General features: G+C 75.6%; 18 protein-coding genes. 8 read left to right on the forward strand and 10 right to left on the reverse strand.

What is annotated here, in order from left to right; genetic code table 11:
• Window positions 1-20: 20 nt before the first annotated feature.
• The 3 genes from AC24HA_RS00525 to pdhA are packed head-to-tail and all read right to left on the reverse strand — an operon-like array spanning window position 21 to window position 4037.
• A complete protein-coding gene (locus tag AC24HA_RS00525) occupies window positions 21-1652 on the reverse strand; it encodes a dihydrolipoamide acetyltransferase family protein (protein ID WP_425707436.1) in 1632 nt (543 codons plus the stop codon).
• A 22-nt stretch (window positions 1653-1674) separates the two neighbouring features.
• Window positions 1675-2697 (reverse strand): alpha-ketoacid dehydrogenase subunit beta, encoded by a 1023-nt coding sequence (locus AC24HA_RS00530; RefSeq protein WP_425707435.1) that lies wholly within the window; start codon window positions 2695-2697, stop codon window positions 1675-1677.
• Window positions 2697-4037 carry a pyruvate dehydrogenase (acetyl-transferring) E1 component subunit alpha gene (pdhA, locus tag AC24HA_RS00535; RefSeq protein ID WP_425707434.1) on the reverse strand — a complete coding sequence of 447 codons (1341 nt, stop codon included), beginning with the start codon at window positions 4035-4037 and terminating at the stop codon, window positions 2697-2699. Before pdhA ends, AC24HA_RS00530 begins: the two co-directional genes overlap by 1 nt.
• A 442-nt stretch (window positions 4038-4479) precedes the next feature.
• Here pdhA and AC24HA_RS00540 point away from each other — a divergent pair, with 442 nt between their 5' ends.
• A complete protein-coding gene (locus AC24HA_RS00540; protein WP_425707433.1) occupies window positions 4480-4875 on the forward strand; it encodes a VOC family protein in 396 nt (131 codons plus the stop codon).
• A 156-nt stretch (window positions 4876-5031) separates the two neighbouring features.
• On the opposite strand, the gene hisC is transcribed toward AC24HA_RS00540, so the two are convergent.
• From hisC to AC24HA_RS00575, 7 genes are all read right to left on the reverse strand, one after another.
• Window positions 5032-6126: a histidinol-phosphate transaminase gene (hisC, locus tag AC24HA_RS00545; RefSeq protein ID WP_425707432.1), complete on the reverse strand. Its 1095-nt coding sequence runs from the start codon at window positions 6124-6126 to the stop codon at window positions 5032-5034.
• Between the two features lie 133 nt (window positions 6127-6259).
• Complete coding sequence (mftF, locus tag AC24HA_RS00550) at window positions 6260-7753, reverse strand: mycofactocin biosynthesis glycosyltransferase MftF (protein ID WP_425707431.1); 1494 nt, start codon at window positions 7751-7753, stop codon at window positions 6260-6262.
• Window positions 7754-7959: 206 nt separating this feature from the next.
• The gene (locus AC24HA_RS00555) at window positions 7960-9612 is read right to left on the reverse strand and encodes a hypothetical protein (protein WP_425707430.1); all 1653 of its coding nucleotides are present in this window, start codon (window positions 9610-9612) and stop codon (window positions 7960-7962) included.
• The gene (locus tag AC24HA_RS00560; protein ID WP_425707429.1) at window positions 9600-9869 is read right to left on the reverse strand and encodes a hypothetical protein; all 270 of its coding nucleotides are present in this window, start codon (window positions 9867-9869) and stop codon (window positions 9600-9602) included. The genes AC24HA_RS00555 and AC24HA_RS00560 overlap by 13 nt, the downstream gene beginning before the upstream one ends.
• 217 nt (window positions 9870-10086) lie before the next feature.
• On the reverse strand, window positions 10087-10740 hold the full coding sequence (gene hemQ, locus AC24HA_RS00565; protein ID WP_487563596.1) for a hydrogen peroxide-dependent heme synthase: 654 nt from the start codon (window positions 10738-10740) through the stop codon (window positions 10087-10089).
• A 116-nt stretch (window positions 10741-10856) separates the two neighbouring features.
• Window positions 10857-12092 (reverse strand): ferrochelatase, encoded by a 1236-nt coding sequence (locus AC24HA_RS00570; protein ID WP_487563558.1) that lies wholly within the window; start codon window positions 12090-12092, stop codon window positions 10857-10859.
• A complete protein-coding gene (locus AC24HA_RS00575; RefSeq protein WP_425707428.1) occupies window positions 12089-13453 on the reverse strand; it encodes a glutamyl-tRNA reductase in 1365 nt (454 codons plus the stop codon). The genes AC24HA_RS00570 and AC24HA_RS00575 overlap by 4 nt, the downstream gene beginning before the upstream one ends.
• A gap of 58 nt (window positions 13454-13511) precedes the next feature.
• Here AC24HA_RS00575 and hemE point away from each other — a divergent pair, with 58 nt between their 5' ends.
• From hemE to purB, 7 genes are all read left to right on the forward strand, one after another.
• Window positions 13512-14579 (forward strand): uroporphyrinogen decarboxylase, encoded by a 1068-nt coding sequence (hemE, locus tag AC24HA_RS00580; protein WP_425707427.1) that lies wholly within the window; start codon window positions 13512-13514, stop codon window positions 14577-14579.
• Window positions 14576-16099: a protoporphyrinogen/coproporphyrinogen oxidase gene (locus tag AC24HA_RS00585; protein ID WP_425707426.1), complete on the forward strand. Its 1524-nt coding sequence runs from the start codon at window positions 14576-14578 to the stop codon at window positions 16097-16099. The genes hemE and AC24HA_RS00585 overlap by 4 nt, the downstream gene beginning before the upstream one ends.
• A gap of 253 nt (window positions 16100-16352) precedes the next feature.
• Window positions 16353-17303 carry a hydroxymethylbilane synthase gene (gene hemC / locus AC24HA_RS00590; protein ID WP_425707425.1) on the forward strand — a complete coding sequence of 317 codons (951 nt, stop codon included), beginning with the start codon at window positions 16353-16355 and terminating at the stop codon, window positions 17301-17303.
• Window positions 17300-18166 (forward strand): uroporphyrinogen-III synthase, encoded by an 867-nt coding sequence (locus tag AC24HA_RS00595; RefSeq protein WP_425707424.1) that lies wholly within the window; start codon window positions 17300-17302, stop codon window positions 18164-18166. The genes hemC and AC24HA_RS00595 overlap by 4 nt, the downstream gene beginning before the upstream one ends.
• On the forward strand, window positions 18163-19146 hold the full coding sequence (gene hemB, locus AC24HA_RS00600) for a porphobilinogen synthase (protein ID WP_425707423.1): 984 nt from the start codon (window positions 18163-18165) through the stop codon (window positions 19144-19146). Before AC24HA_RS00595 ends, hemB begins: the two co-directional genes overlap by 4 nt.
• Window positions 19147-19256: 110 nt before the next feature.
• Complete coding sequence (gene hemL / locus AC24HA_RS00605; RefSeq protein WP_425707422.1) at window positions 19257-20618, forward strand: glutamate-1-semialdehyde 2,1-aminomutase; 1362 nt, start codon at window positions 19257-19259, stop codon at window positions 20616-20618.
• Between the two features lie 35 nt (window positions 20619-20653).
• Complete coding sequence (gene purB, locus AC24HA_RS00610; protein ID WP_487563559.1) at window positions 20654-22096, forward strand: adenylosuccinate lyase; 1443 nt, start codon at window positions 20654-20656, stop codon at window positions 22094-22096.
• The last annotated feature ends 66 nt before the right edge of the window (window positions 22097-22162 follow it).

A 22162-nucleotide genomic window follows, 5' to 3' on the forward strand; every position in this document is an offset into this window, starting at 1 on the left:
TCGTCGTCGAGCGCCGGGGCTCAGCCCCAGACCAGCGCCATCGACGGGTCCTCGAGGATCGTGGCGATGTCCTTGAGGACGAACGAGCCGAGCGCGCCGTCGACGAGGCGGTGGTCGAAGCTCAGCGCCAGCTGCGTCACCCACCGGACCGCGATCTCGCCCTCGTGCACCCACGGCTGCTGCCGCACGGCGCCCAGTGCGAGGATCGCGGCCTCCCCCGGGTTGAGGATCGGCGTGCCGGTGTCGATGCCGAAGGCGCCGACGTTGGTGATGGTGATGGTGCCGTCGGCCATCTGTGCCGGCTGGGTGCGGCCGGCGCGCGCCGACGACGTGAGCTCGCCGAGGGCTTGGGCGAGCTCCTTGAGGTTGAGCCGGTGGGCGTCCTTGACGTTGGGCACCACGAGGCCGCGGGGTGTCGCCGCCGCGATGCCGAGATTGACGTAGTGCTTGTAGACGATCTCCTGCGTGTCGTCGTCCCACGAGGCGTTGATCTCCGGGTGCCGGTTGACGGCCAGCAGCAGCGCCCGCATCGCGATGAGCAGCGGGGTGACGTGCAGGCCCTCGAACTCCCGGTCCTTCTTCAGCCGCGCGACGAGGTCCATCGTCCGCGTGACGTCGATCGTGTGGAACTCGGTGACGTGCGGGGCGGTGAAGGCGGACTGGACCATCGCCTCGGCCGTCCGGCGGCGCACCGACCGGGCGGGCACGCGCGTGCGACGGCCGTCCGGGGACACCGAGCCGCCCTCGAGCCACGGCTCGTCCTCGGACCACGTGGCCAGCTGCTGCACGTCGGACCGCTCGTGGAGCGCGACGACGTCCTCGCGCGTGACGATCCCGCCGGGCCCGGTGCCGTGGACCGAGTCGATGTCGACCCCGAGATCCCTCGCGAGCCGGCGGACCGGTGGCTTGGCCCGGGTCGGTCCGCCCGACGTCGGCACGAACCGCGTGCTCGACCCGCCGCGCGCGGGGACGGCCGGCCGAGCCGGGCCGGACGTCGGGTCGGCCGAGGACGCGGTACCGGGCGCGGGGCGGGGCCTCCCGGGGGCGACGCGCGTGCCGGCCGGCGAAGGACGCGAGACGAGCGGGGTCGGGCCGGTGGCACTCGAGGCGCCCGTCGAGGGGCCCGCCCCCTGGGTGGCGGGTACGGGACCGGAGGCCGGGGTGGCGGGCACCTGCGCGGCGGACGGCGTGGCGGTCGAGAGTGCAGGACCGGAGGACCCGGTGGCTCCCGACCCTGCGGGACCGGAGGCCGGGGTGGCGACCCGCGGCCGACGGCGCGCGGCACCGGGACGCGTCCCGTACCCCACGAGGACGGCGCCGGACCCGTCGCCCGCCTCGGCGCTCGCGTCGCCGGCGGCGGTGGCCGCCGGCTCGGGGGCGGCGTCGTCGTCGGGCTCGTCGGGGCGGGTGTCCAGCTCGACGATCGGCGCACCGACCTCGACGGTGGCCCCCTCCTCGACGAGGAGCGCGCGCACGGCACCCGACCAGGGGCTCGCCAGCTCGACGACCGACTTCTCCGTCTCGATCTCGCACAGCGCCTGGTTGACCTCGACGCGCTGGCCGACGCCGACCGACCAGCTGACGATCTCGGCCTCGGTCAGCCCCTCCCCCACGTCGGGCAGGCGGAAGGTCCGGTGACGCTGGTCGTTCATCTCGGCTCCTTGTCGTGACGGCTCAGGCGGCGAGCGAACGCTCGACGGCGTCGAGGATCCGGTCGAGGGAGGGCAGGTAGACGGACTCGTGCGTCGAGGCAGGGTACGGCGTGTGGTACCCACCCACGCGCAGGACCGGCGCCTCGAGCTCGTAGAAGCAGCGCTCCTGGACGGCGGCGGCCAGCTCGGCGCCCGGCCCGAAGAACGTCGGCGCCTCGTGGACGACCACGAGCCGGCCGGTGCGGTGGACGGAGGCCGCCACGGCATCGACGTCGAGGGGGGAGATCGAGCGCAGGTCGATGACCTCCAGGCTCGAGCCCTCCTGCTCGGCGACCTCCGCGGCCTGGAGTGCGACCTTCACGCCGGGCCCGTAGGTGGCGATCGTCAGGTCCGTGCCGGGCCGGACCACGCGGGCGGCGTGCAGGTCGTTCGTGAGCGCCCCGGGGCTGAGGTCGACGGGGGCGTCGAGCTCGACGGGACCCTTCTCCCAGTAGCGGGCCTTCGGCTCGAGGAACAGCACGGGGTCCGGGGAGGCGATGGCCTGCTGGATCATGGCGTAGCCGTCGGCGGCGTTCGCCGGACTGACGATCCGCAGGCCGGCCGTGTGGGCGAACAGCGACTCGGGCGACTCGCTGTGGTGCTCGATCGCCCCGATGTGGCCGCCGTAGGGCACACGCACGACCACCGGCATGCTCAGCGCGCCGGACGTGCGGTAGCTGAGCTTGGCGAGCTGCGTGGTGATCTGGTTGTAGGACGGGAAGATGAAGCCGTCGAACTGGATCTCGACCACGGGACGGTAGCCGGCCATCGCCAGCCCGACCGCCGTGCCGACGATGCCGGACTCCGCCAGCGGCGTGTCGACGACCCGGTCCGCGCCGAACTCGGCCTGCAGGCCGTCGGTCACCCGGAAGACGCCGCCGAGGGGGCCGACGTCCTCGCCCATGACGAGGACCGTGGGGTCGTGCGTCAGTGCCGCGCGCAGCCCGGCGTTGATGGCGCGCGCGAGCGGGAGCGTGGTCGCCGTGGCCGGCGGGGCGGGGTGCATCAGCGGGCCTCCTGCGCATACGCGGTGGTGCCGGTCGTGTCCGCGGTGGTGTTGCCGGTGGTGCCGGCCGTGTCCGCGGTGTCCGCGTCGGCGAACCCGGCCTCGAAAGCCGACATCGCGGCGCGGTCGGCCTCGACCTGTGCGTGCGGGAGCGCGTGGACGTGGTCGAACATCTCCTCGGGCCGGCCGGCACGGTCGGCGAGGCAGGCGGCGCGGGTCTCGCGGGCGAGGGCCTCGGCGTCGGCCGTGACCGCCGCGAGGAAGGCGTCGTCGGCGAGGCCGGTGGCGAGCAGGTGGGCGCGCAGCCGGTCGATCGGGTCCTTCGCCCGCCACTCCTCCTCCTCCGCGCGCTCCCGGTAGCGGGTGGGGTCGTCCGACGTCGTGTGGGCACCCATCCGGTAGGTGACGGCCTCGACGAGCGTGGGGCCCTCGCCGGCCCGGGCCCGGCGCAGGGCCTCGGTCGTCGCCGCGTAGGAGGCCAGGACGTCGTTGCCGTCGACCCGGACCGCGGGGATACCGACGCCGGGGCCACGCCGGGCGATCGGCACGCGCGACTGGACCCGGGTGGGGACCGAGATCGCCCAGCTGTTGTTCTGGCAGATGAGGACGACCGGCGCCTGGGCGGAGGCGGCGAAGACCAGCGACTCGTTGAAGTCGCCCTGCGAGGTGGCGCCGTCGCCGTGGTACACGACGACGGCCCGGTCGCGGTCGGTCCCGGTGCCGACGTCGCCGTCGCGCTGGATGCCCATCGCGAAGCCGACGGCGTGCAGCGTGTGGGCGGCGATCACGAACGTCTGGACCTGGAAGTTGTGCGCGCGGGGGTCCCACCCGCCGTGGCGGGTCCCGCGCATGACCGGCAGGAGGTCGGTCAGGGGCAGGCCACGGACGTGGGCGACGCCGTGCTCCCGGTAGCTGGGGAAGACCATGTCCGCGGGGCGCTGGGCGTGGGCGGAGCCGATCTGGATGCCCTCCTGGCCGAGGCTGGACGCCCACAGGCCGAGCTCGCCCTGGCGCTGGAGCAGCGTGGCCTCGGCGTCGAACGCGCGGGTGAGGACCATGTCGCGGTACATCGTGCGGAGCGTGTCGGGCGTGAGCTCGTCGACGAGCGGGCCGTAGACGGGGTGGTCGACGCGCTCGCCGGCCGGGGTGAGGAGCTGGACGACGGCGTCGTCCGGGTCGAGCGAGGCGCCGTGCGGGGCCGCGGGGCTGTTCTGGGTGTCGGGACCGTTCGGGGCGGTGCCGTTCGGCGTCGTGCTGCCGTCCGGGGCTGCGGCTGCCTCGCCGCCCGCGGCCGACGGGCCGGCCGATGCGTGCGGGGCGTTCGTCGTGGGAACGGACACGTGGTCCTCCTTCGGTCGTCCGACGCTGTGGTGCTGGTTCGGGCCCGGACGTCGTCGTGCCGGCCGGCCCGGCGGTTCGCCCGGCGCGGCACCATCCTGCTCCTGCCCCCGGCCCGTGCCCGGCCGGCCACGCGATCTGCGCGGCCGGCCGGCGAGACTCTGCGCGCGATCGGCGCACCTCGTCCGAGCCGTCGGGCACCGCTCGTGGATCAGCACGTGCGGGCCCGGCAAGCTACCTACGGTTGTGTAGGCTACACAGGTGTAGGTTCGAGCGCGAGCGCGCCGCGCGGTGGCCTGCCCCACACCCTGAGCCGTCACCCAGGCAATCGGGTAGGTACCGAGTCAATCGACCGGGGGCACTGACTCGATACCTACCTCACTGACTCACCGACAGGGCCGGCCGCCCTGCCACCTCGCGGCACTACGCCCCTACCATCGCGGCATGAGCGGACTCGTCCCGTACCTGCTGTTCCCGGGAACCGCCCGCGAGGCGATGGAGCACTACCGGGCGGTGTTCGGCGGTGAGCTCACGGTCGTCGACTACGGGGAAGCCGGGCGGCACGACGGGCCGCCGGACGCGGTCGCCCACGCGATGCTGGTCGGCCCCGTCGAGATCGCCGGCGCGGATGCCGGTGCGAACGAGGACGGCGTGGCCATGACCGGCATGTTCCTCTCGCTGCTCGGTACGGCCGGACCGGGCACCCTCGCCGCCTGGTGCGACGCGCTCTCCGCAGGTGGCCGCGTCATCGACCCGCTGCAGGCGCGGCCGTGGGGCGACCACGACGGCACCCTGGTGGACCGCTACGGGGTGCGGTGGCTCATCGGCCACGAGGGCTGAGCTCGCCTCGACGACGAGGGCCAGGCCCGAACGGCCCCCGGCTCGCGGCCGCGCACGGGCGGGATCGAGTGCGTGCCCGACGTCGCAGAGCTCCGACCGCATGTCCGACGAAGGGCACCGCGCTCCGCGCTCCCAGCCCATGCACTCAGCGAGCGCTCAGCCCATGCGCTCGGCCACGAGCGCGAGAACGGCGTCGGTGTCCTCGCTCGTCCCGATGCTGATCCGCACCCCGTCGCCGGGGAAGGGCCGGACGAGCAGGCCGACCTCGCGGGCGGCGTCCGCGAACGGCGCCGCGCCGTCGCCCAGCTGCAGCCACACGAAGTTGGCCTGGGTGTCCGGGATCTCGAGCCCGAGTGCGCGCAGCCCCGCCACGAGCCGCTCGCGCTCCGCGACGACCTCGGCGACGCGCCGGCGGATCTCCGCATCGGCGTCGAGGGCCGCGAGCGCCGCCGCCTGCGCGGGGCTGGAGACTCCGAACGGGGTCGAGGCCGCGCGGATGCCGGCCACGACGTCGGGATGACCGAGGGCGTAACCCACGCGCAGACCGGCGAGGGAGGCGGCCTTGGAGAACGTCCGCAGGACCACGAGGTTCGGGTGCGCGGGCAGCAGCGAGGGACCGTCGGTCGGGTCGTCCGCGGTGACGAAGTCGATGTAGGCCTCGTCGAGGAGGACGAGCACCGTCGGCGGGACGTCGGCGAGGAACTGCTCTACCTCCCCCCGCGTGAGCGCGGTGCCGGTCGGGTTGTTCGGTGAGCAGAGCAGGATCACGCGGGTGCGGTCGGTGACCGCCTCGGCCATCGCGTCGAGGCGGTGGCGCCCTTCGGCATCGACCGGTACGCGCACCATGGACGCGCCGGTGACCTGTACGGCGATCGGGTACGCCTCGAAGCTGCGCCAGGGAGCGACGACCTCGTCCCCCGGCCCGGAGGTCGCTCGCAGGATCGTCTCGAGCACCGCGGTCGAGCCGCCGCCGAGCGCCACCTGCTCGGGCGCCACGCCGTGCCGGGTCGCCAGCGCCTCGACGAGGTCCACGGCAGCCATGTCGGGGTAGCGCCCCGAGTCCTGGACGGCGGCGAGCACGGCCTCGGCCACGCCGGGCAGCGGCGGGTAGGGCATCTCGTTGGACGACAGCTTGGCGACCGGCCGGTCCTGCGCGGGGCGCTCGCCGGGGACGTAAGCGGGCAGCGACGCGATGTCGGCCCGCAGGAGATCGGCGGGGTGTGCGGGGCTGGGCGGGAACGTGCTGGCCATCGGTCCAGCATGCCCCGCCCCACCCCTGCGCGGGGCACAGGGTCACGGAGCGGCCCTCCCACCGTGCGAGGTCAGCGCGGGGGACGCGGGGGACGCGGGGGACGCGGGGGACGCGGGGGACGCGGGGCGAGGATCAGCGTCCGCGGGGCCACCAGGGGATGCGCGGGCGCGGGGTGACGACGTTCGGGACCCGCTCCCGGATCGCGTTCGTGATGACGCCCGTGCCGTAGGAGGCGTCGTCGAGCAACCGCATGGCCAGGCTCTTGACCGGCCCGAGACGCGTGGGCCGGAGGATGTGGTCACGTACCGGCTCCCACATCATGGCTGCCGCCACCCCGCGCGCAAGCCCGGAGCGTGGCGTCGACGCGAGGACGGCCCAGCCGACCGGCCACCAGTCGCGGCGCAGCAGGTGTCCCGTCCAGAAGCCGTCGGACCAGATCTGCCGGCCGGCCATCTCGGCGACGACGCTCAGCGGCACCTCGTCGGGCAGGCTCGCGCGCTGGCGGGCGAGCTCGTAGCCGGCGACGCCGGCGGCCAGCCACCGGTGCCCGGTCGAGGCCAGCCCGATGACGGCGAGGCCGGACAGGCTCGGCGAGGCCGGGGTGAGGCGGAGCGGGTGCCGCTGCTCGAGAAGCGCGGCGGAGCTGCCGTACCCGGCGCGGCGGCCCATGAAGGCCCGCCACGTGGTCCGCACCTCGTGGAACACCTGAACGTCCGGGGCGTACAGGACGTTCCAGCCCGCCTCGTCCATTCGCCAGAACAGGTCGACGTCCTCGCCGATGCGCAGGCCCGGCTCGAACGGCGGGTCGGTGACGGCGGAGCGCCGCACGAGGACCGCGGCGCTGGGCAGCCAGCCGACCATGACGCCGTGGACGACGCGGCTGGGGACCGGTCCCATGTCGATCTCGGAGCGGGTGTCCTCGTAGAGCTCGATGGCGCTGTCCCCGTCGAACCGCGGGCGCACGCGAGGACCGACCGCGCCGAGCTGCTCGTCGTCGAGCATGGGGCGCAGGCGGGCGATCCAGTCGTCGCTCGCGCGCGCGTCGGAGTCGATGAACGCGATGAACGGCGCACTGGTCGCAGCGAAGCCGGTGTTGCGGGCGCCGCCCGGCCCCTGGTTGACGTCGTGCCGGATGAGTCGTGCGCCGTAGTGGTCGGCGATCGCCGCGATCCGGGACGCGTGCTCCGGGTCGGGGGTGGCGTCGTCGACGACGGTCACCGGGTGCCCCTCGACGGCGAGCGAGGCCAGCAGGGGGTCCAGCAGGGTCGGGTCCCCGTACATCGGGATGACGACCTCGACGTCGGTGACCTCGCCGTAGGCGACCGGCTTGGGGTGGACGATGCCGAGGTCGAGGAGGAACCGTGCGGCGGCGCGCTCGGTGTCGTCCGCCGCCTCGGCGCCGTGCTCCTCGGCGTCGCAGACCCGGGTGGCGAAGTCCCGGAACTCCTCGGGGACCACGGTGACGGAGAACGGCGAGCCTCCCAGGACCACCCGGCCGGCCCGCAGCACGGTCCCGGGCGCCCAGACCACGGTCCGGCCGGCGACGACGTCGACCTCCCCGCGCTCCGGGGGCTCCGGGAAAGGCGGCGGCCCCCAGGGCGTGGTCGTCGCGTCGGTCGTCGTCACGTCGTCTCCTGTCGTACCGGGTGCGGGTCCGGTGCCGACGCACTGACGACGACACCCGTCCCATTCTCCCAGCCGGTGGGAACCGGAGAGCCCGCCCGGTAGGCGTTCGCTCCGGGCGGAGGCCCGCCCGTCATGGCCCGGCGTGGGTCGGCCCAGCGCGGCGCAGTCCGGCCCGGCGGCCCCCACCCGCCCGCTCGGCCGCCCCGTCAGTCCCGCTCGAGCTCGACGACCACCGACGTCGTCACGGCCCCCTCCTCCCCCACTCCGAGCAGGCGACGGAACTCGTCGTCGACGTGGGCGACGTCGTACTCGTGCCCGCGGTGCTCGAGGACGCCGTCCCATGCGGCGGCGGAGTGCTCGGGGTAGTGCCCCTCGAACGGGAAGACGTCGCCGAGGTCGCGCGGGCGGGTGGAGGTGTCGACCGTGTAGGCGCTCCGGCTCCCGGTCTCGGCGTTCGGCGCGACGTGCGGGACGGGTGCGCCGTCGAGGCCGGACACGGCGTCGTCAGCGACGTCGATGCTCAGGTGGTGACCGGCCACGGGTGCGCCCGCGTGCGCGATCGGCGCGTTGAGCGCCACGCTCGCCCGCAGGTCGTACCGGCGGGCGTCGTCCCCCGCCGCCCAGTGCGCCACGCCCAGCCCGCCCTGGCTGTGCCCGATCATCCCGACGGCGTCCCCGTCCCGGGCCCCGGCGACCTCGAGCGCCTCCGAGATGCCCTCGAGCAGTGCGGAGCTGCCGGTGGCGGCGAGCTCGATGTTCGAGGCGTTGTCCATGAGGTTGTCGGGGTCGGCCACCGTCGCGTCCGCGCTGGTGCCGGGGATGACGACGACGAACGACGTCGACCCGTCGGCGTGCTCGGTCCGCAGCACCTCCAGGTGCGGGCGGTCGGCTCGACCGGACTCGGCGTGGAGCGGGTCGATCCGGTCGATGAGGTCGCCGACGGAGCCGGGCCGGGTCCCGGCGAGGGGCTCCGGACCACGGTCGGAGGCCGGTCGGCGCGAGAGCAGCGAGCCCGGTGCGGACAGGTCCCGGGGCGCGCCGAACCGCAGACCGGCCACGCCGGCGACCGGCGCCGGGAGGCCCGGGACGGGCTCGGGGTCGAGCACGGCGCGCGCCCCACCCGGTACACCGGCGAGCAGGCCGCGCGCCAGGGGCAGGGCCGCGAGCGCGGCCATCTCGCCGTCCGCCGCGTCCCGGTCGACGGCGGCGAGGAGGGGCCCCCGCCCCACGGCACCGACCGCGGCATCGACCAGCCCACCGGCCGCGGCCACGTCGGCGTCGAGCTCCGCGGCGATACCCGCGCCGCCCGGCCGGGCCGCCCAGCCCGGGCTCGTGAGGATCCCGTACCCCGGGAGGGCCCAGGTGGCCGGGTTGCGAGAGGCGACCACACGCCCTGGGATCAGACGCGGCGGGCCGGTGGCGTTGGACAGGGCGCCGAGCACGTGGAAGAGGGCGCCGGCGGTGCCGTCCGCGTGCTCGATCCGCGCCGCCCACCCGCGCAGGCCGTTCGCGAGATCCTCGGCGCGCCCGGCGACGGCGCCGAGCGTGTCCGCCACCGCCTGCGCGGACGCCCTGGCGGCCGCGAACTCGGCGGCGAGCGCGGGGTCGTGGGCGGCGTTCGGGACCGGGACGAGGAGGCGGCCACCGTGCTGCGGGCTCGAGCCGACGAGCCGGAGCGGCCCGGCGGCCGCCCTCAACCCCGCCGCGACCTCGTCGACCTCGCTCGCCATCCGGCGCACCTCGGCAGTGTCGACGTCCATACCGTCGGCCGAGGAGGAGACGTGCTCCCGCGCGACGGGATCGGGCGGCACCGGGGGGTCGGGCCGGTCACCGGCGACGGGTCGGATCAGCCCACCCATCGCACCGCCCCCACGCCGGGCGCGCCCTGGATATCGATCCGCAGCGTGAGGCCGAGGAGCCGTCCCTCCAACCCGCGCAGCTCACCGATCGCGGAGTCGACGTCCCCGCGGAGCACCTCTCGCGACTCCGTGGCCGCCGCGCCCGCCTCACCCGTCCAGCGCATCGGAACGCAGGACGACAGTCTGTCCCGCACGCCCTCCACCGCCGTGACCTGCGCGCGCACCCGCTGCAGGTCCGCCTCGATCTGGTCGAGCATCACGCCCCCTCTCTCCTGCCCGGCACGCTAGGTGCGTCCCTGGCGGAGGGCAGCGGCGATCGGCGGCACCTGTGGGCACCGGCACCGGGAGGCGGGCTGTGGGGACGGCGGCGCCGGTCAGACGTGGATCAGTCGGCCCGTGGGGACGGCGGCGCCCATCAGGCGCGGGTCAGGTCAGGCGCGGGTCAGGTCAGGCGCGGGGCAGGTCAGGCGTGGATCAGTCGGCCGCGAGCGGCTGCCTGGCGGCCCAGTCGGCCAGCTCGACGCGCGGTCCCGTGTAGAACGGGATCTCCTCGCGCACGTGCCGTCGCGCGTCGACGGCGCGCAGCTCGCGCATGACGTCGACGATGCGGTGCAGCTCGGGGGCCTCGAAGGCGAGGATCCACTCGTAGTCGCCGAGCGCGAACGCGGAGACGGTGTTGGCGCGCACGTCCGGGTAGTCGCGGGCGGCCATGCCGTGCTCCCGCAGCATGCGGGAGCGTTCCTCCGCGGGGAGGACGTACCACTCGTAGGACCGGACGAACGGGTAGACGCAGATGTAGTCGCCCGCCGGCTCTCCGGCGAGGAACGCCGGGACGTGGCGGCGGTTGAACTCGGCCGCGCGGTGCAGGCCGACGACCGACCACACCGGCTCGAGCGCGGACCCGAGGTCGCTCGCGCGCAGCGCGTGGTAGGCGGCCTGGACCTCCTCGATGGTCTCGGCGTGCCACCACACCATGAGGTCGGCGTCGGCGCGCAGGCCCGCGACGTCGTACCAGCCACGCAGCTCGACGCCGGTCGCGCGCACCGCCCGCTCCGCGTCGGCCGCGAGCGCGTCCCGCTCAGCGGCGCCGGTCGGCAGCGGCTGGGTCGTGGCGAACACCGACCACATCGTGTAGCGGATGCGCTCGTTGAGCGCCTCGGCGTCGTGCTCGGTCAGGTCGTTCGCGGACCCGGCCCCGCCGCCGATCACACCTCCGGCGTCCGTCGCACCCGTCGTCCCGTCGTTCACGCGCTCTCCTCGATCGCCGTCACCACGTCGTCGGGCTGCCCGCACAGCGCGAGCCGCCCGTCGTCGACCCCGTCGCGCACCGCGCAGCAGGCGACCGCGCAGGCCGATTCCCACGCCGGCAGGTCGCCGACGACCGCGCGCCGGCCCTCGGCACCGGCCGGCACCCCCCGCGCCTCGGCGGCGCGGTCGAGCAGGAGGTCGGCAAGTCCCGCCACGAACTGGGCATACGTTCCGGCCGTCGCCGCGCGGGCGAGGCGCAGGCCGAGCTCCTCGGCGGTCTCGGCGGCCTCCGTGTCGAGGTCGTAGACGACCTCCATGTGGTCCGAGACGAACCCGATCGGGCTGAGCACCACGGAGCCCCGGCCGGTGGTGGCGAGGTCGCGCAGCGCGTCGTTGACGTCGGGCTCGAGCCACGGGGTGCGCGGGTCGCCGGACCGGGAGCAGTAGGTCAGCGACCAGTCGAGCTCACGGCCCAGGCGCCGCCCGACCTCGGCCGACACGAGCCGGGCGACCTCCTCGTGCTGCTCGGCGTAGGTCGCCGTGGTCCGCCGGCCCGAGGCCACCTCCATCGTCGTGGGGATGGAGTGCGTGACGAACATCAGGTGCGGCTCGCCGCCGAGGGCCCGCATCGACTCCTCGACCGCGTCGGCGTTGGCCGAGACGAAGCCGGGGTCGTTGAAGTAGGGCCGCACCTTGTCGACCACGAGGGGGCGCCCCTCGGCCACGAGCGCCGGGACGTAGCGCCCGACGTCCTGGCGGTACTGGCGGCAGCTCGAGTACGAGCCGTACGCCGAGGTGGCGACCATGGCCACCCGCCGGGCGCCGGCGTCGTAGAGCTCGCGCAGGACGTCGATGCCGTCCGGGTCCCAGTTGCGGTTGCCCCAGACCACCGGCACGTCGATCCCGCGCGCGGCGGTCTCGGTACGCAGGGCGGCGAGGAGGTCGCGGTTGAGGTCGTTGATGGGACTGCGGCCGCCGAACGCGTAGTAGTGCTCGCCGACCTCCTCGAGCCGCTCGTCGGGGATGCCGCGCCCGGCGGTGACGCGACGCAGGAACGGGACGACGTCCTCGGGCCGCTCGGGGCCGCCGAAGGACATGAGCAGCACGGCGTCGTAGGGCGCCAGGGCGCCGGCCGTCACGGGGGGCGCGGTCCGTGCGGAACCGCCCGGAGCGTCCTGCCCCCGCGGAGGGTCCTGCTCCCCGGTCGTCGGTCGGCCGGTCGTCACGGTCACTTGGCGGTCCTCCTTGCGGGTGGGCGGCCCTGTCCGGCGCCGGCGCCCGCGGTCTCGTCGGCCACGGCGATGCCGGTGACGAGCTCGAGGGCGCGGACGAACTCCTCGCCCCGGCCGTCGCGCCCGGCCGCCCGTGCCGCGACCGTCGGTGGGTGGGCGAGGCGCGCGGCGAGGCGCCTCAGGGCCTGCGCCGCCTGGTCGGCGGGCACGGTGCCCGCCATGGGAAGTCGGGTGAGCTCGTCCTCCAGCGCGGATCCGACGCGGTCACGCACGGCGACCACCACGTCGTCCATCGCGCGCTCGGCGCGGGTCTCGACGACGACGCGCACCTCCTCGGCGAGGACCTCCTGGGCGTGGCGCACCTGCCCCTCGGTCGCGGCCGGCGCGTGCGCCTTGACGGTGTCGAGGTCGACGACGACGACGCCGGGCAGCGCGGCGGCCTCCGCCGAGACGTCGTGGCGCAGCGCGAGGTCGACGACGACCAGCGGCTCCGTGGTCCCGGCCGCTCGCCGGGCCGCCAGGGCGGACGACATCGCGTCGGCGTCGACGACCGGTGTGCCCGTGCCGCGGCAGGCGACGACGACGTCGGCGAGCGCGAGCTCCTCGGCCAGGTCGCCCGCGGCACGCACGTGCTCGGCGTCGGCGAAGCCGCGGGCCCGGCCGCTGGCCGACCACACGGCGATGGTCGTGCACTCCCGGCGGCGCAGCGCGGCGACGGTGGCGCCGGCGTAGGCGCCGGTGCCCACCACGAGGGCGCGGGCGCCGGACCACGAGCTGCGGGGCAGCTCACCGGACTCGGGCGTCCAGGCCTCGTCGTCGCGGGGGCACGCCGGGCGCGCCCGGACCGTGCCTGCGAGGTCGAGGGCGACTGCCACGACGGAGCGGCCGGCGGCGGCGAGGTCGGTGTCGACGGCGATCCGGCGCGAGGCGCGCGAGGCGCGCTGCAGCGCGTCCTCCAGGGCCGGGGTGGTCGCGCCGGCGGCGCGGGCGTCCTCGAGTGCGCGCCGGACCTGACCGACGATCTCGCGCTCGCCGACGACCATCGCGTCGAGGCCGGAGGCGACCTCGAAGAGGTGCCGGACGGCGTCGTGGCCGTCGGTGCGTCCGGTGAGGTCGTCGATCTCGAGGGGGTCCACGCCGCTGGTCGAGGCGAGGGCGGCGCGCGCGGCGTCGAGCGCCGCGTCCGGGTCGGCGGCCTCGAGGTAGAGCTCGACCCGGTTGCAGGTGGCGAGCACGACGGCGCCGTCGACGGCCGGGTGGTCGGCCAGGAGGGTGGGCAGGGAGTCGACTCCGACGCTGAGCCGCTCGAGGTCGTCGAGCGTCACCGAGTGGTGGTCGGCGGAAAGCAGGGTGAGCGGCACCGAGACAGGTTAGCAATTCGACGCGAAGAAGTTTCTCCCGCCCGTGCACAATGGCTGCGTGACGAATTCCGACATCTCCACGGCCGCCTCCGTGAGCGCCGGCACGCCCGCCCTGCTCGAGGCCTATTCCGGACGGCGACCGGAGCGCCTGCCGGTCTGGTTCATGCGGCAGGCCGGTCGCTCGCTGCCGGAGTACAAGGAGGTGCGCGCGGGCACGGAGATGCTCGACGCCTGCCTCACGCCCGAGCTCGCCGCGGAGATCACCTGCCAGCCGGTGCGCCGGCACGGCGTCGACGCCGCGATCCTCTTCTCCGACATCGTCGTGCCGCTGAGGCTCGCGGGCATCGACGTCGAGATCGTCCCCGGGGTCGGCCCCGTCATCGCGGACCCGGTCCGCACCCCGGCCGACGTCGCGCGCCTGACCGCCCACGAGCCCGGCGACCACGCCCCGATCGCGGCGGCCGTCCGCGCGGTGACCGACGAGCTCGGCACCGGCGACGGGCCCGGCGACACCCCGCTCATCGGCTTCGGCGGCGCCCCGTTCACCCTGGCCGCCTACCTCGTCGAGGGCCGCCCCTCGCGCGACCACCTGGCCGCCCGCGCACTCATGCACGCCGACCCCGCCGCCTGGGACCGGCTGCTCACCTGGACCGCCGACCTCACGGGCGCGTTCCTCGCCGCGCAGGTCGACGCCGGCGTCCGCGCCGTCCAGCTCTTCGACTCCTGGGCCGGCTCGCTGTCCGTCGACGACTACACCGCGCGCGCCGCCCCGTACTCGGCGCGCGCGCTGGACCACGTGGCGGACCGGGTGCCGCGGGTCTCGTTCGGGACCGGCACGTCCGAGCTCCTCACCGTCATGGCGGGGCACGCCGAGGTCGTCGGGGTGGACCACCGACTCCGGCTCGACGTCGCGAACGAGCGGCTGGGCGGAGAGGTGCCGCTGCAGGGCAACATCGACCCTGCGCTGCTCACCGCGCCGTGGGAGGTTCTCGAGCGGCACGTGCGCGCCGTCGTCGAGGCGGGTCGGGCGGCGCCCGGGCACGTGGTCAACCTCGGTCACGGCGTCCCGCCCACCACGGACCCGGCGGTGCTCACGCGCATCGTCGAGCTCGTCCACTCCCTGTGACCGGATCGGACCCCGCGGCCGGCGCAGCGACCTCCACCGGGCCGGATCCCGCGGCCGGCGCAGCCACCTCGCACGACCCCGGCCGGAAGGTCCCCGCCCCCGACCGCACCACCTGGGACCTCGCCGTGATCGGGGCGGGGATCGCCGGCCTCACGCTCGCCCACGACGTCACCCGGTCCGGCCGGTCGGTCGTCCTGCTGGAGGCGTCGGGCCGGGTCGGCGGGCTCGTCTCGCCGCTCTCGCTCTCGCTCGTCGGCGGGTCCGGCAGTGCCGACGGCGGTGCCGACGGCGGAGTCCGCACCGGTCCGGTCCTCCTCGACGGCGGGGCCGAGGCCATGGGCACGCGGCGGCCGGCGGCGATCGAGCTGGCCGAGGAGCTGGGGCTCGCGATCGAGCGGCCCGCCGCGGGCTCGTGGGTGCAGCCGGCGGCCGGCCCCGCGCGGCCCGTGCCGCCGCGGTCGCTGCTCGGCGTCCCCTCGGACCTCGCCCATCCGCTCGTCGCCCAGATCCTCGGGGAGCGCGCGGCGCGCCGGGCGGCGGAGGCGGACTCCGCGGGGCGAGCCGGCGCGCTGCCAGGCTCGGCCTCGCTCGCCGACGTCGTGCGGTACGCGATGGGCGAGGACGTCCTCGAGCGCCTCGTCCGCCCGATCGCCGGCGCGCTGCACGCGTCCGACCCGGAGGAGCTCGCGATCGACGTCGTCGCGCCCGGCCTGCGCGCGGCCCTGGCCGAGTCCGGGTCGCTGAGCACGGCGGTCGCGTCGCTCGTCGGCGAAGGACCGGCCGTGGCCACCGTCCGCGGCGGCATGCACCTGCTGCCCGCAACGCTCGCCCGCGCGGCCGTCGCCGCGGGCGCCGAGATCCGCACGGGCGCGGCTGTCGAGCGGCTCGTCCGCGACGGCGGAGCCTGGCAGCTCCAGGTCGCGCCCGGCGGGACGCTGCGCGCGCGTGAGGTGGTGCTGGCGGTTCCCGGCCCGGAGGCGCTGCGCATGGTCGAGCCGGAATTCCCCACGGCCCGGGAGGTCCGGCTCGTCCCCGGCGCGCCGGTGGAGCACCGCACGCTGATCCTCGACGCCCCGGCCCTGGACCGGGCGCCGCGAGGATCGGGCGTCATCGTCGGCGAGGGGGCCGAGCCCGGCGGGCGCGCCGTCCGCGCGAAGGCGCTCACCCACTCCAGCGCCAAGTGGCCCTGGGTGGCCGCGGCGCTGGGCGGCCGGCACGCCGTGCGGCTCTCCTACGGGCGCCCCGGCGAGGAGCCGCGCCTGCCCGGGGTCGACGAGGCACTGGCCGACGCCGCGGCGCTGCTCGGCGTCGATCTCACCGCGGCCCAGCTGCTCGCCACGGCGCCGATCTCGCACGGCGGCGCGCTCGCGCCGCAGACCCCGGGCATGCGGGAGACCGTCACGGACCTGGCGGCGACGGCGGCGGAGCGGGACCTGCACCTCGCGGGCGCGTGGGTCGCCGGGACGGGGCTGCCCGCAGTCGTCGCCCACGCCCGTCGGCTGGCCCGGCGCCTCGTGTGAGATAACCCGGGCACGGTCCGTGCCCGCACCGGCCCACCTGTCGGATGTTGCGTACATCATGTGACATACACGTGTTCTGAATGAGGCAGCACGTGCGACTGAATATGCTTTATGACGACTCGTCGTCATATCCAAAGAATGGTCCTGACGGTTCGTCAGGTCGATTTCACAGATGTCCAGTTTTCGCATTTTCGTTACGCCGCACTTGCATATTAGAACCATTCTCGACGGCGGTCGGTGCGAGAATGACGGCATGACCTCAGCCACCGCCGCGCGGCCCTGGCGCCTGGGCACGCGAGGTTCCGACCTCGCCCGCACGCAGTCGAGCCACGTCGCCGACGCACTGACCGCCGCGGGCGCCGGCGCGCTCGATCTGGTCGTCGTGCGCACCGAGGGCGACGTGTCCACCGCCTCGCTCGCCTCCCTCGGCGGCACCGGCGTCTTCGCGGGCGCCCTGCGTGCGGCGCTGCTCGACGGCGAGGTCGATGTCGTCGTGCACTCCCTCAAGGACCTGCCCACGGCGCCGCACCCCGGACTGACGATCGCCGCGGTCCCCCCGCGCGAGGACCCGCGCGACGCCCTGTGCGCGCGCGACGGGCTCACGCTCGCCGACCTGCCCGCCGGCGCCCGAGTCGGCACCGGCTCCCCCCGCCGCGCCGCGCTGCTGCTCATCGCCCGGCCCGACCTCGAGATCGTCGACATCCGCGGCAACGTGCCCACTCGCCTCGCGCGGACCGAGGACGACCTCGACGCCGTGGTCCTCGCACTGTCCGGCCTGCGCAGGCTCGGCCTCGAGGGCCGGGCCACCGAGATCCTCGGCCCGCCGAGCTTCCTACCGGCCCCCGGCCAGGGCGCCCTCGCCGTGGAGACCCGCGACGACGTCGACTCCGAGCTGCCCGGTCTCGCCGCCGCACTGCGAGCGATCCACCACGCGCCGTCCGCGGCCGCGGTCGTCGCCGAGCGGACCCTGCTCGGCCGGCTCGAGGCCGGCTGCGCCGCCCCGGTCGGCGCACTGGCCACCCTCGACGGCGAGGACCTCGAGCTCGCCGCCGTCGTCGCCCGACCGGACGGCGCCCTGCACCTGCGGCGCGCGGCGCACGCGAGCATCGACCCGGCCGACACGACGCTCGCCGCGACCGTCGGGCGCGACCTCGCCGACGACCTGCTCGTATCCGGCGCCGCCGACCTCATGGCGGACGCGTGAGCCTGGCCGGCGCGCGAGTCCTCGTCCCGGCAGGGTCGCTCGAGATCGCCCGGGCCCTGCGGGAGGCCGGCGCCGACGTGGTGCCGGTGACGCTCACGCGCACGGTCGAGCTCGACGTCGACCCGGGCGCCGTCGACCCGGCCGGTGCCGCCTGGGTGCTCGTCACCTCGGCGCGCACGGTGGCCCGACTCGCCGACGTCAGGCTCGCGGGCGTGCGGCTCGACGACGGTCCGCGCACCTGGCCGGCCGCCGTCGCGGCCGCCCGCGCGGACGGCACCTGCATCGGCTCTGTCGGACCCGCGACCACCGCCGCGCTCACCGGCGTCGGCATCACTGTCGACGCGGAGGCGCCGGCGGGCACGGCCGCGTCGCTGCTGGACGTCGTCGACCGCCCCGGGGACCCTCGCCGGCGGCGCGTCCTCCTGCCGGCGAGCGCCCTGGCCGACCCGGCCACCGCCCGGCGGCTGGCCGGCGCCGGCTGGAGCGTCGACGCGGTCCCCGTCTACACGACCGTCACCGCGGAGCCCGACGAGGCCCGGGCCGCCACGCGCCCGTGGCCGGACGTCGTCGCCCTCACCTCGCCCTCGACCCTGCGCGCGCTGCTCGAGACCGCGGGCCGCCCTCCGACGTCGACCGCCCTGGTCGCCATCGGTCCGACGACGGCCACGGCCATCCGCGAGGCGGGCCTGGACGTCTCGTCCGTCGCCGGGGCGCCGACCCCGGAGGCGATCGTCGCCGCGGTCGAAGAGGCGGCTGCTACCGACCGCGCCCGACCCGACCACGCACCCACCGTCACCCGCCCCGCGGACCCGCGCTCCGGCGTCGGGCCCGGCGGTACCGCACCACCACGGAGGACACCATGAGCCAGTTCCCCACCGTCCGTCCCCGCCGGCTGCGCTCCTCGCCGGCGCTGCGGCGGCTCGTCGCCGAGACCCGCATGGACCCGGCCGACCTCGTGCTGCCCGTGTTCCTGCGCGAGGGCCTCAGCGAGCCGCGGCCGATCGGGTCGATGCCCGGGGTCCTCCAGCACACCCCCGACTCCCTGCGCCGGGCGGCGGCCGAGGCGGCGGAGGCCGGCGTCGGCGGGATCATGCTCTTCGGCGTGCCGGCCACCCACGACGCCACCGGGACGGGGGCGACCGACCCGGACGGGATCGCGAACGTCGGGCTGCGCCTGCTGCGCGAGGAGGTCGGGGAGTCGATGGTCGTCGTCTCCGACCTGTGCCTGGACGAGTTCACCGACCACGGCCACTGCGGCGTGCTCGCCGCCGACGGGAGGGTGGACAACGACGCCACGCTGGTCCGCTACGCGGAGATGGCGCTCGCGCAGGCCGAGGCGGGAGCGTCGCTCCTCGGGCTGTCGGGGATGATGGACGGCCAGGTCGGGGCCGTGCGCGCGGCCCTGGACGACGCCGGACGCACCGACGTCGGCACGCTCGCCTATGCGGCGAAGTACGCGTCGGCCATGTACGGGCCGTTCCGCGAGGCCGTCGACTCGCAGCTCACGGGCGACCGGCGGACCTACCAGATGGATCCGGCCAACCGTCGGGAGGGGCTGCGCGAGACGCTCCTCGATGTCGAGGAGGGTGCCGACGTCGTCATGGTCAAGCCGGCCACGCTCTACCTCGACGTCCTCGGCGACGTCGCGGAGGCCGTCGACGTGCCGGTGGCGGCCTACCACGTGTCGGGCGAGATGGCGATGGTCGAGGCCGCCGCGGAGCGCGGCTGGATCGACCGGCGGCGGACGATCCTCGAGACCCTGCTGTCGGTGCGCCGGGCCGGGGCGGGGATCGTGGCGACGTACTGGGCGACCGAGGCGGCCGGCTGGCTGCGGGAGAGGTGAGAGAGGCGATGACGCAGGTGAACGGATCGACTGGAGCAGGATCGTCGAGCAGCGACGAACGAGACGCATCCGCGCCGGGTACGGCGGCTTCCTCCGGCGACACGACAGCCATGGCATCTCCCGGAACGGCGTCACCCGGCAGCTGGTCCGCGGGCCCGGCGAGCGAGGCGGCGTTCGAGGCCGCGCGGGCGGCGATCCCCGGCGGGGTGGACTCCCCCGTCCGGGCCTACGGGTCCGTGGGCGGCACGCCCCGGTTCCTCGCCTCGGCCCGCGGCCCGTACGTCACCGACGTCGACGGGCGCGAGTACGTCGACCTCGTCGCGTCGTGGGGGCCCGCGCTGCTCGGGCACGCCCACCCGGAGGTGGTGGGCGCGGTCCGAGAGGCGGCCGCGTCCGGCCTCAGCTTCGGCGCACCGACGGTCGCCGAGACCGAGCTCGCCGAGGCCGTCACCGCCCGGGTGGCCCCGGCCGAACGCGTGCGGTTCGTCAGCTCGGGCACCGAGGCGACGATGACCGCCGTCCGCCTCGCCCGCGGCGTGACGGGTCGGCCCCTGATCGTCAAGATCGCCGGCCACTACCACGGGCACTCCGACTCGCTCCTGGTGGACGCGGGCTCCGGCGTGGCCACGCTCGGCATCCCCGGCACGCCCGGGGTGCCCGAGGAGATCGCCGCGTTCACCGTCGTCGTGCCGTACAACGACCTGCCGGCGATGGAGGCCGTCATGGGCGCCCATGGCGACCGGGTGGCGGCCGTGATCGTCGAGGGCGCCGCCGCGAACATGGGCGTCGTCGCGCCCGAGCCCGGGTACAACCGGGCGCTGCGCGAGCTGACGAGACGCCACGGCGCACTGCTCGTCCTCGACGAGGTGCTCACCGGCTTCCGCGTCGGACCGGGCGGCTGGTGGGGCCTCGAGGGGGCGACCGAGGGCTGGGCGCCCGACCTCTTCACGTTCGGCAAGGTGCTCGGCGGCGGGATGCCGCTCGCCGCCCTCGGCGGTCGGGCGGCTGTGATGGACGAGCTCGCCCCGAGCGGTCCCGTCTATCAGGCGGGCACGCTGTCCGGGAACCCGCTGGCGACCGCCGCCGGGCTCGCCACGCTGCGCCTCGCCGACGACGCCGTGTACTCCGCGGTCGACGCCGCCGCCGACGCCGTTGCCACGGCCACGGGCGAGGCGCTCGACGCCGTCGGGCTGGCGCACACGGTGAGCCGGGCGGGGAACCTGTTCTCGGTCTTCCTCGGCGAGTCCGCGGCGGGCGGCGTGCGCGACTACGCGGGGGCCAAGGCCTCCGAGACCTGGCGGTACCCGGCGTTCTTCCGCGCCATGGCGGCGGCCGGCGTGCTGCTGCCGCCGAGCGCGTTCGAGGCATGGTTCCTCACCGCGGCCCACGACGACGAGGCTCTCGCCCGGGTGGTCGACGCCCTGCCGTCGGCGGCCCGCGTGGCGGCGGAAGCGGCGCCGCCGGCCGGCTGACCGCGGTCGCCGCGACCTGGGGGAGAATCGTCCCCGTGACTGCGCGCACCGACCTCTCGACGATCACCCCGCCCATCGCCCTCGGGGCGCTCGACGGCCGCTACCGGTCCGCGGTCGCCCCGCTCGTCGACCACCTCAGCGAGGCCGCGCTCAACCGGGCGCGACTCCAGGTCGAGGTCGAGTGGCTCATCCACCTGTGCGACACCGGGTCTCTGCCCGGCGCGCCGACCCTCACCGACGCGGAGCGCGCCTACCTGCGCGGCGTCGTCGACAGCTTCGGCGCCGACGACATCGCCGAGCACGCCGCCATCGAGGCCGAGACCCGGCACGACGTCAAGGCCGTGGAGTACCTGCTCAAGCGCCGCCTGGACGCCGCCGCGGACGCCCTCGGCCCGGACACGTCGCTGCCGGGCGCGCACGAGATCGTCCACATCTTCTGCACGTCGGAGGACGTCAACAACCTCTCCTACGCGCTCACGGTGCGCGCCGCCGTCGTCGACGTGTGGCTGCCCGCAGCAACGGCGGTCACCGACCAGCTCGCCGAGCTCGCGCTCGCCCACGCCGAGGTCCCCATGCTCGCCCGCACGCACGGTCAGACGGCCACGCCCGTCACGCTCGGCAAGGAGCTCGCCGTAACGGTCGCGCGCCTGCGCCGCCAGCTCGACCGGGTCGCGTCGACCGAGTACCGCGGCAAGATCAACGGCGCGACCGGCACCTACGGCGCGCACAGCGTCGCCGTCCCGGGCACCGACTGGCCGGCGGTCGCGGAGCGCTTCGTCACCGGCCTCGGACTCTCCTTCAACCCGCTGACCACGCAGATCGAGGCGCACGACTGGCAGGCGGAACTCTACTCCGACGTCGCCCGGTTCAACCGGATCCTGCACAACCTCGCGACCGACGTGTGGACGTACATCTCGCTCGGCTACTTCACCCAGCGGCTCTCGGCGCAGGGCTCGACCGGCTCCTCGACGATGCCGCACAAGGTCAACCCGATCCGGTTCGAGAACGCCGAGGCGAACCTCGAAATCAGCTGCGCCCTGCTCGACACCCTCGCCTCGACGCTCGTCACCTCCCGCCTGCAGCGCGACCTCACCGACTCGACGACGCAGCGCAACATCGGCACCGCGTTCGGGCACTCGCTGCTCGCGATCGACAACGTGAGCCGGGGGCTCGCGGGCCTCGACGTCGACGCCGAGGCGATGGCCCGCGACCTCGACGACGCCTGGGAGGTCCTCGGCGAGGCCGTCCAGCAGGCGATGCGCGCCGCCTCGGTCGCGGGCGCCAGGGGCATGGAGGACCCCTACGAGCGGCTCAAGGAACTCACGCGCGGCCGCAAGGTCGACGGGCCGGCAATGCGCGAGTTCATCGGTTCGCTCGGGCTCCCCGCCGACGTCGAGGAGCGGCTGATCGCCCTGACCCCCGCGACCTACACGGGGCTGTCCGCACAGCTGGCCCGTACCGTCGAGGCCGAGGGCTGACCGGGAGGGGGCCCGGCGTCGTCGGGCATCTCACGGACACGCCGCCGCCCGCGTTCGTCCACCGCC

This window comes from Georgenia sp. Z1491, from assembly GCF_057652395.1.

Bases quoted from the DNA above. Each gene is read 5' to 3' on its own strand.
- AC24HA_RS00560 (WP_425707429.1), bottom strand. From the start codon at position 9,869: ATGCTCGACCAGATCGAGGCGGACCTGCAGCGGGTGCGCGCGCAGGTC.
- AC24HA_RS00540 (WP_425707433.1), top strand. From the start codon at position 4,480: ATGAGCGGACTCGTCCCGTACCTGCTGTTCCCGGGAACCGCCCGCGAG.
- AC24HA_RS00530 (WP_425707435.1), bottom strand. From the start codon at position 2,697: ATGCACCCCGCCCCGCCGGCCACGGCGACCACGCTCCCGCTCGCGCGC.
- hemB (WP_425707423.1), top strand. From the start codon at position 18,163: ATGAGCCAGTTCCCCACCGTCCGTCCCCGCCGGCTGCGCTCCTCGCCG.
- hemL (WP_425707422.1), top strand. From the start codon at position 19,257: ATGGCATCTCCCGGAACGGCGTCACCCGGCAGCTGGTCCGCGGGCCCG.
- AC24HA_RS00525 (WP_425707436.1), bottom strand. From the start codon at position 1,652: ATGAACGACCAGCGTCACCGGACCTTCCGCCTGCCCGACGTGGGGGAG.
- AC24HA_RS00555 (WP_425707430.1), bottom strand. From the start codon at position 9,612: ATGGGTGGGCTGATCCGACCCGTCGCCGGTGACCGGCCCGACCCCCCG.
- hemQ (WP_487563596.1), bottom strand. From the start codon at position 10,740: ATGTGGTCGGTGTTCGCCACGACCCAGCCGCTGCCGACCGGCGCCGCT.
- hisC (WP_425707432.1), bottom strand. From the start codon at position 6,126: ATGGCCAGCACGTTCCCGCCCAGCCCCGCACACCCCGCCGATCTCCTG.
- hemC (WP_425707425.1), top strand. From the start codon at position 16,353: ATGACCTCAGCCACCGCCGCGCGGCCCTGGCGCCTGGGCACGCGAGGT.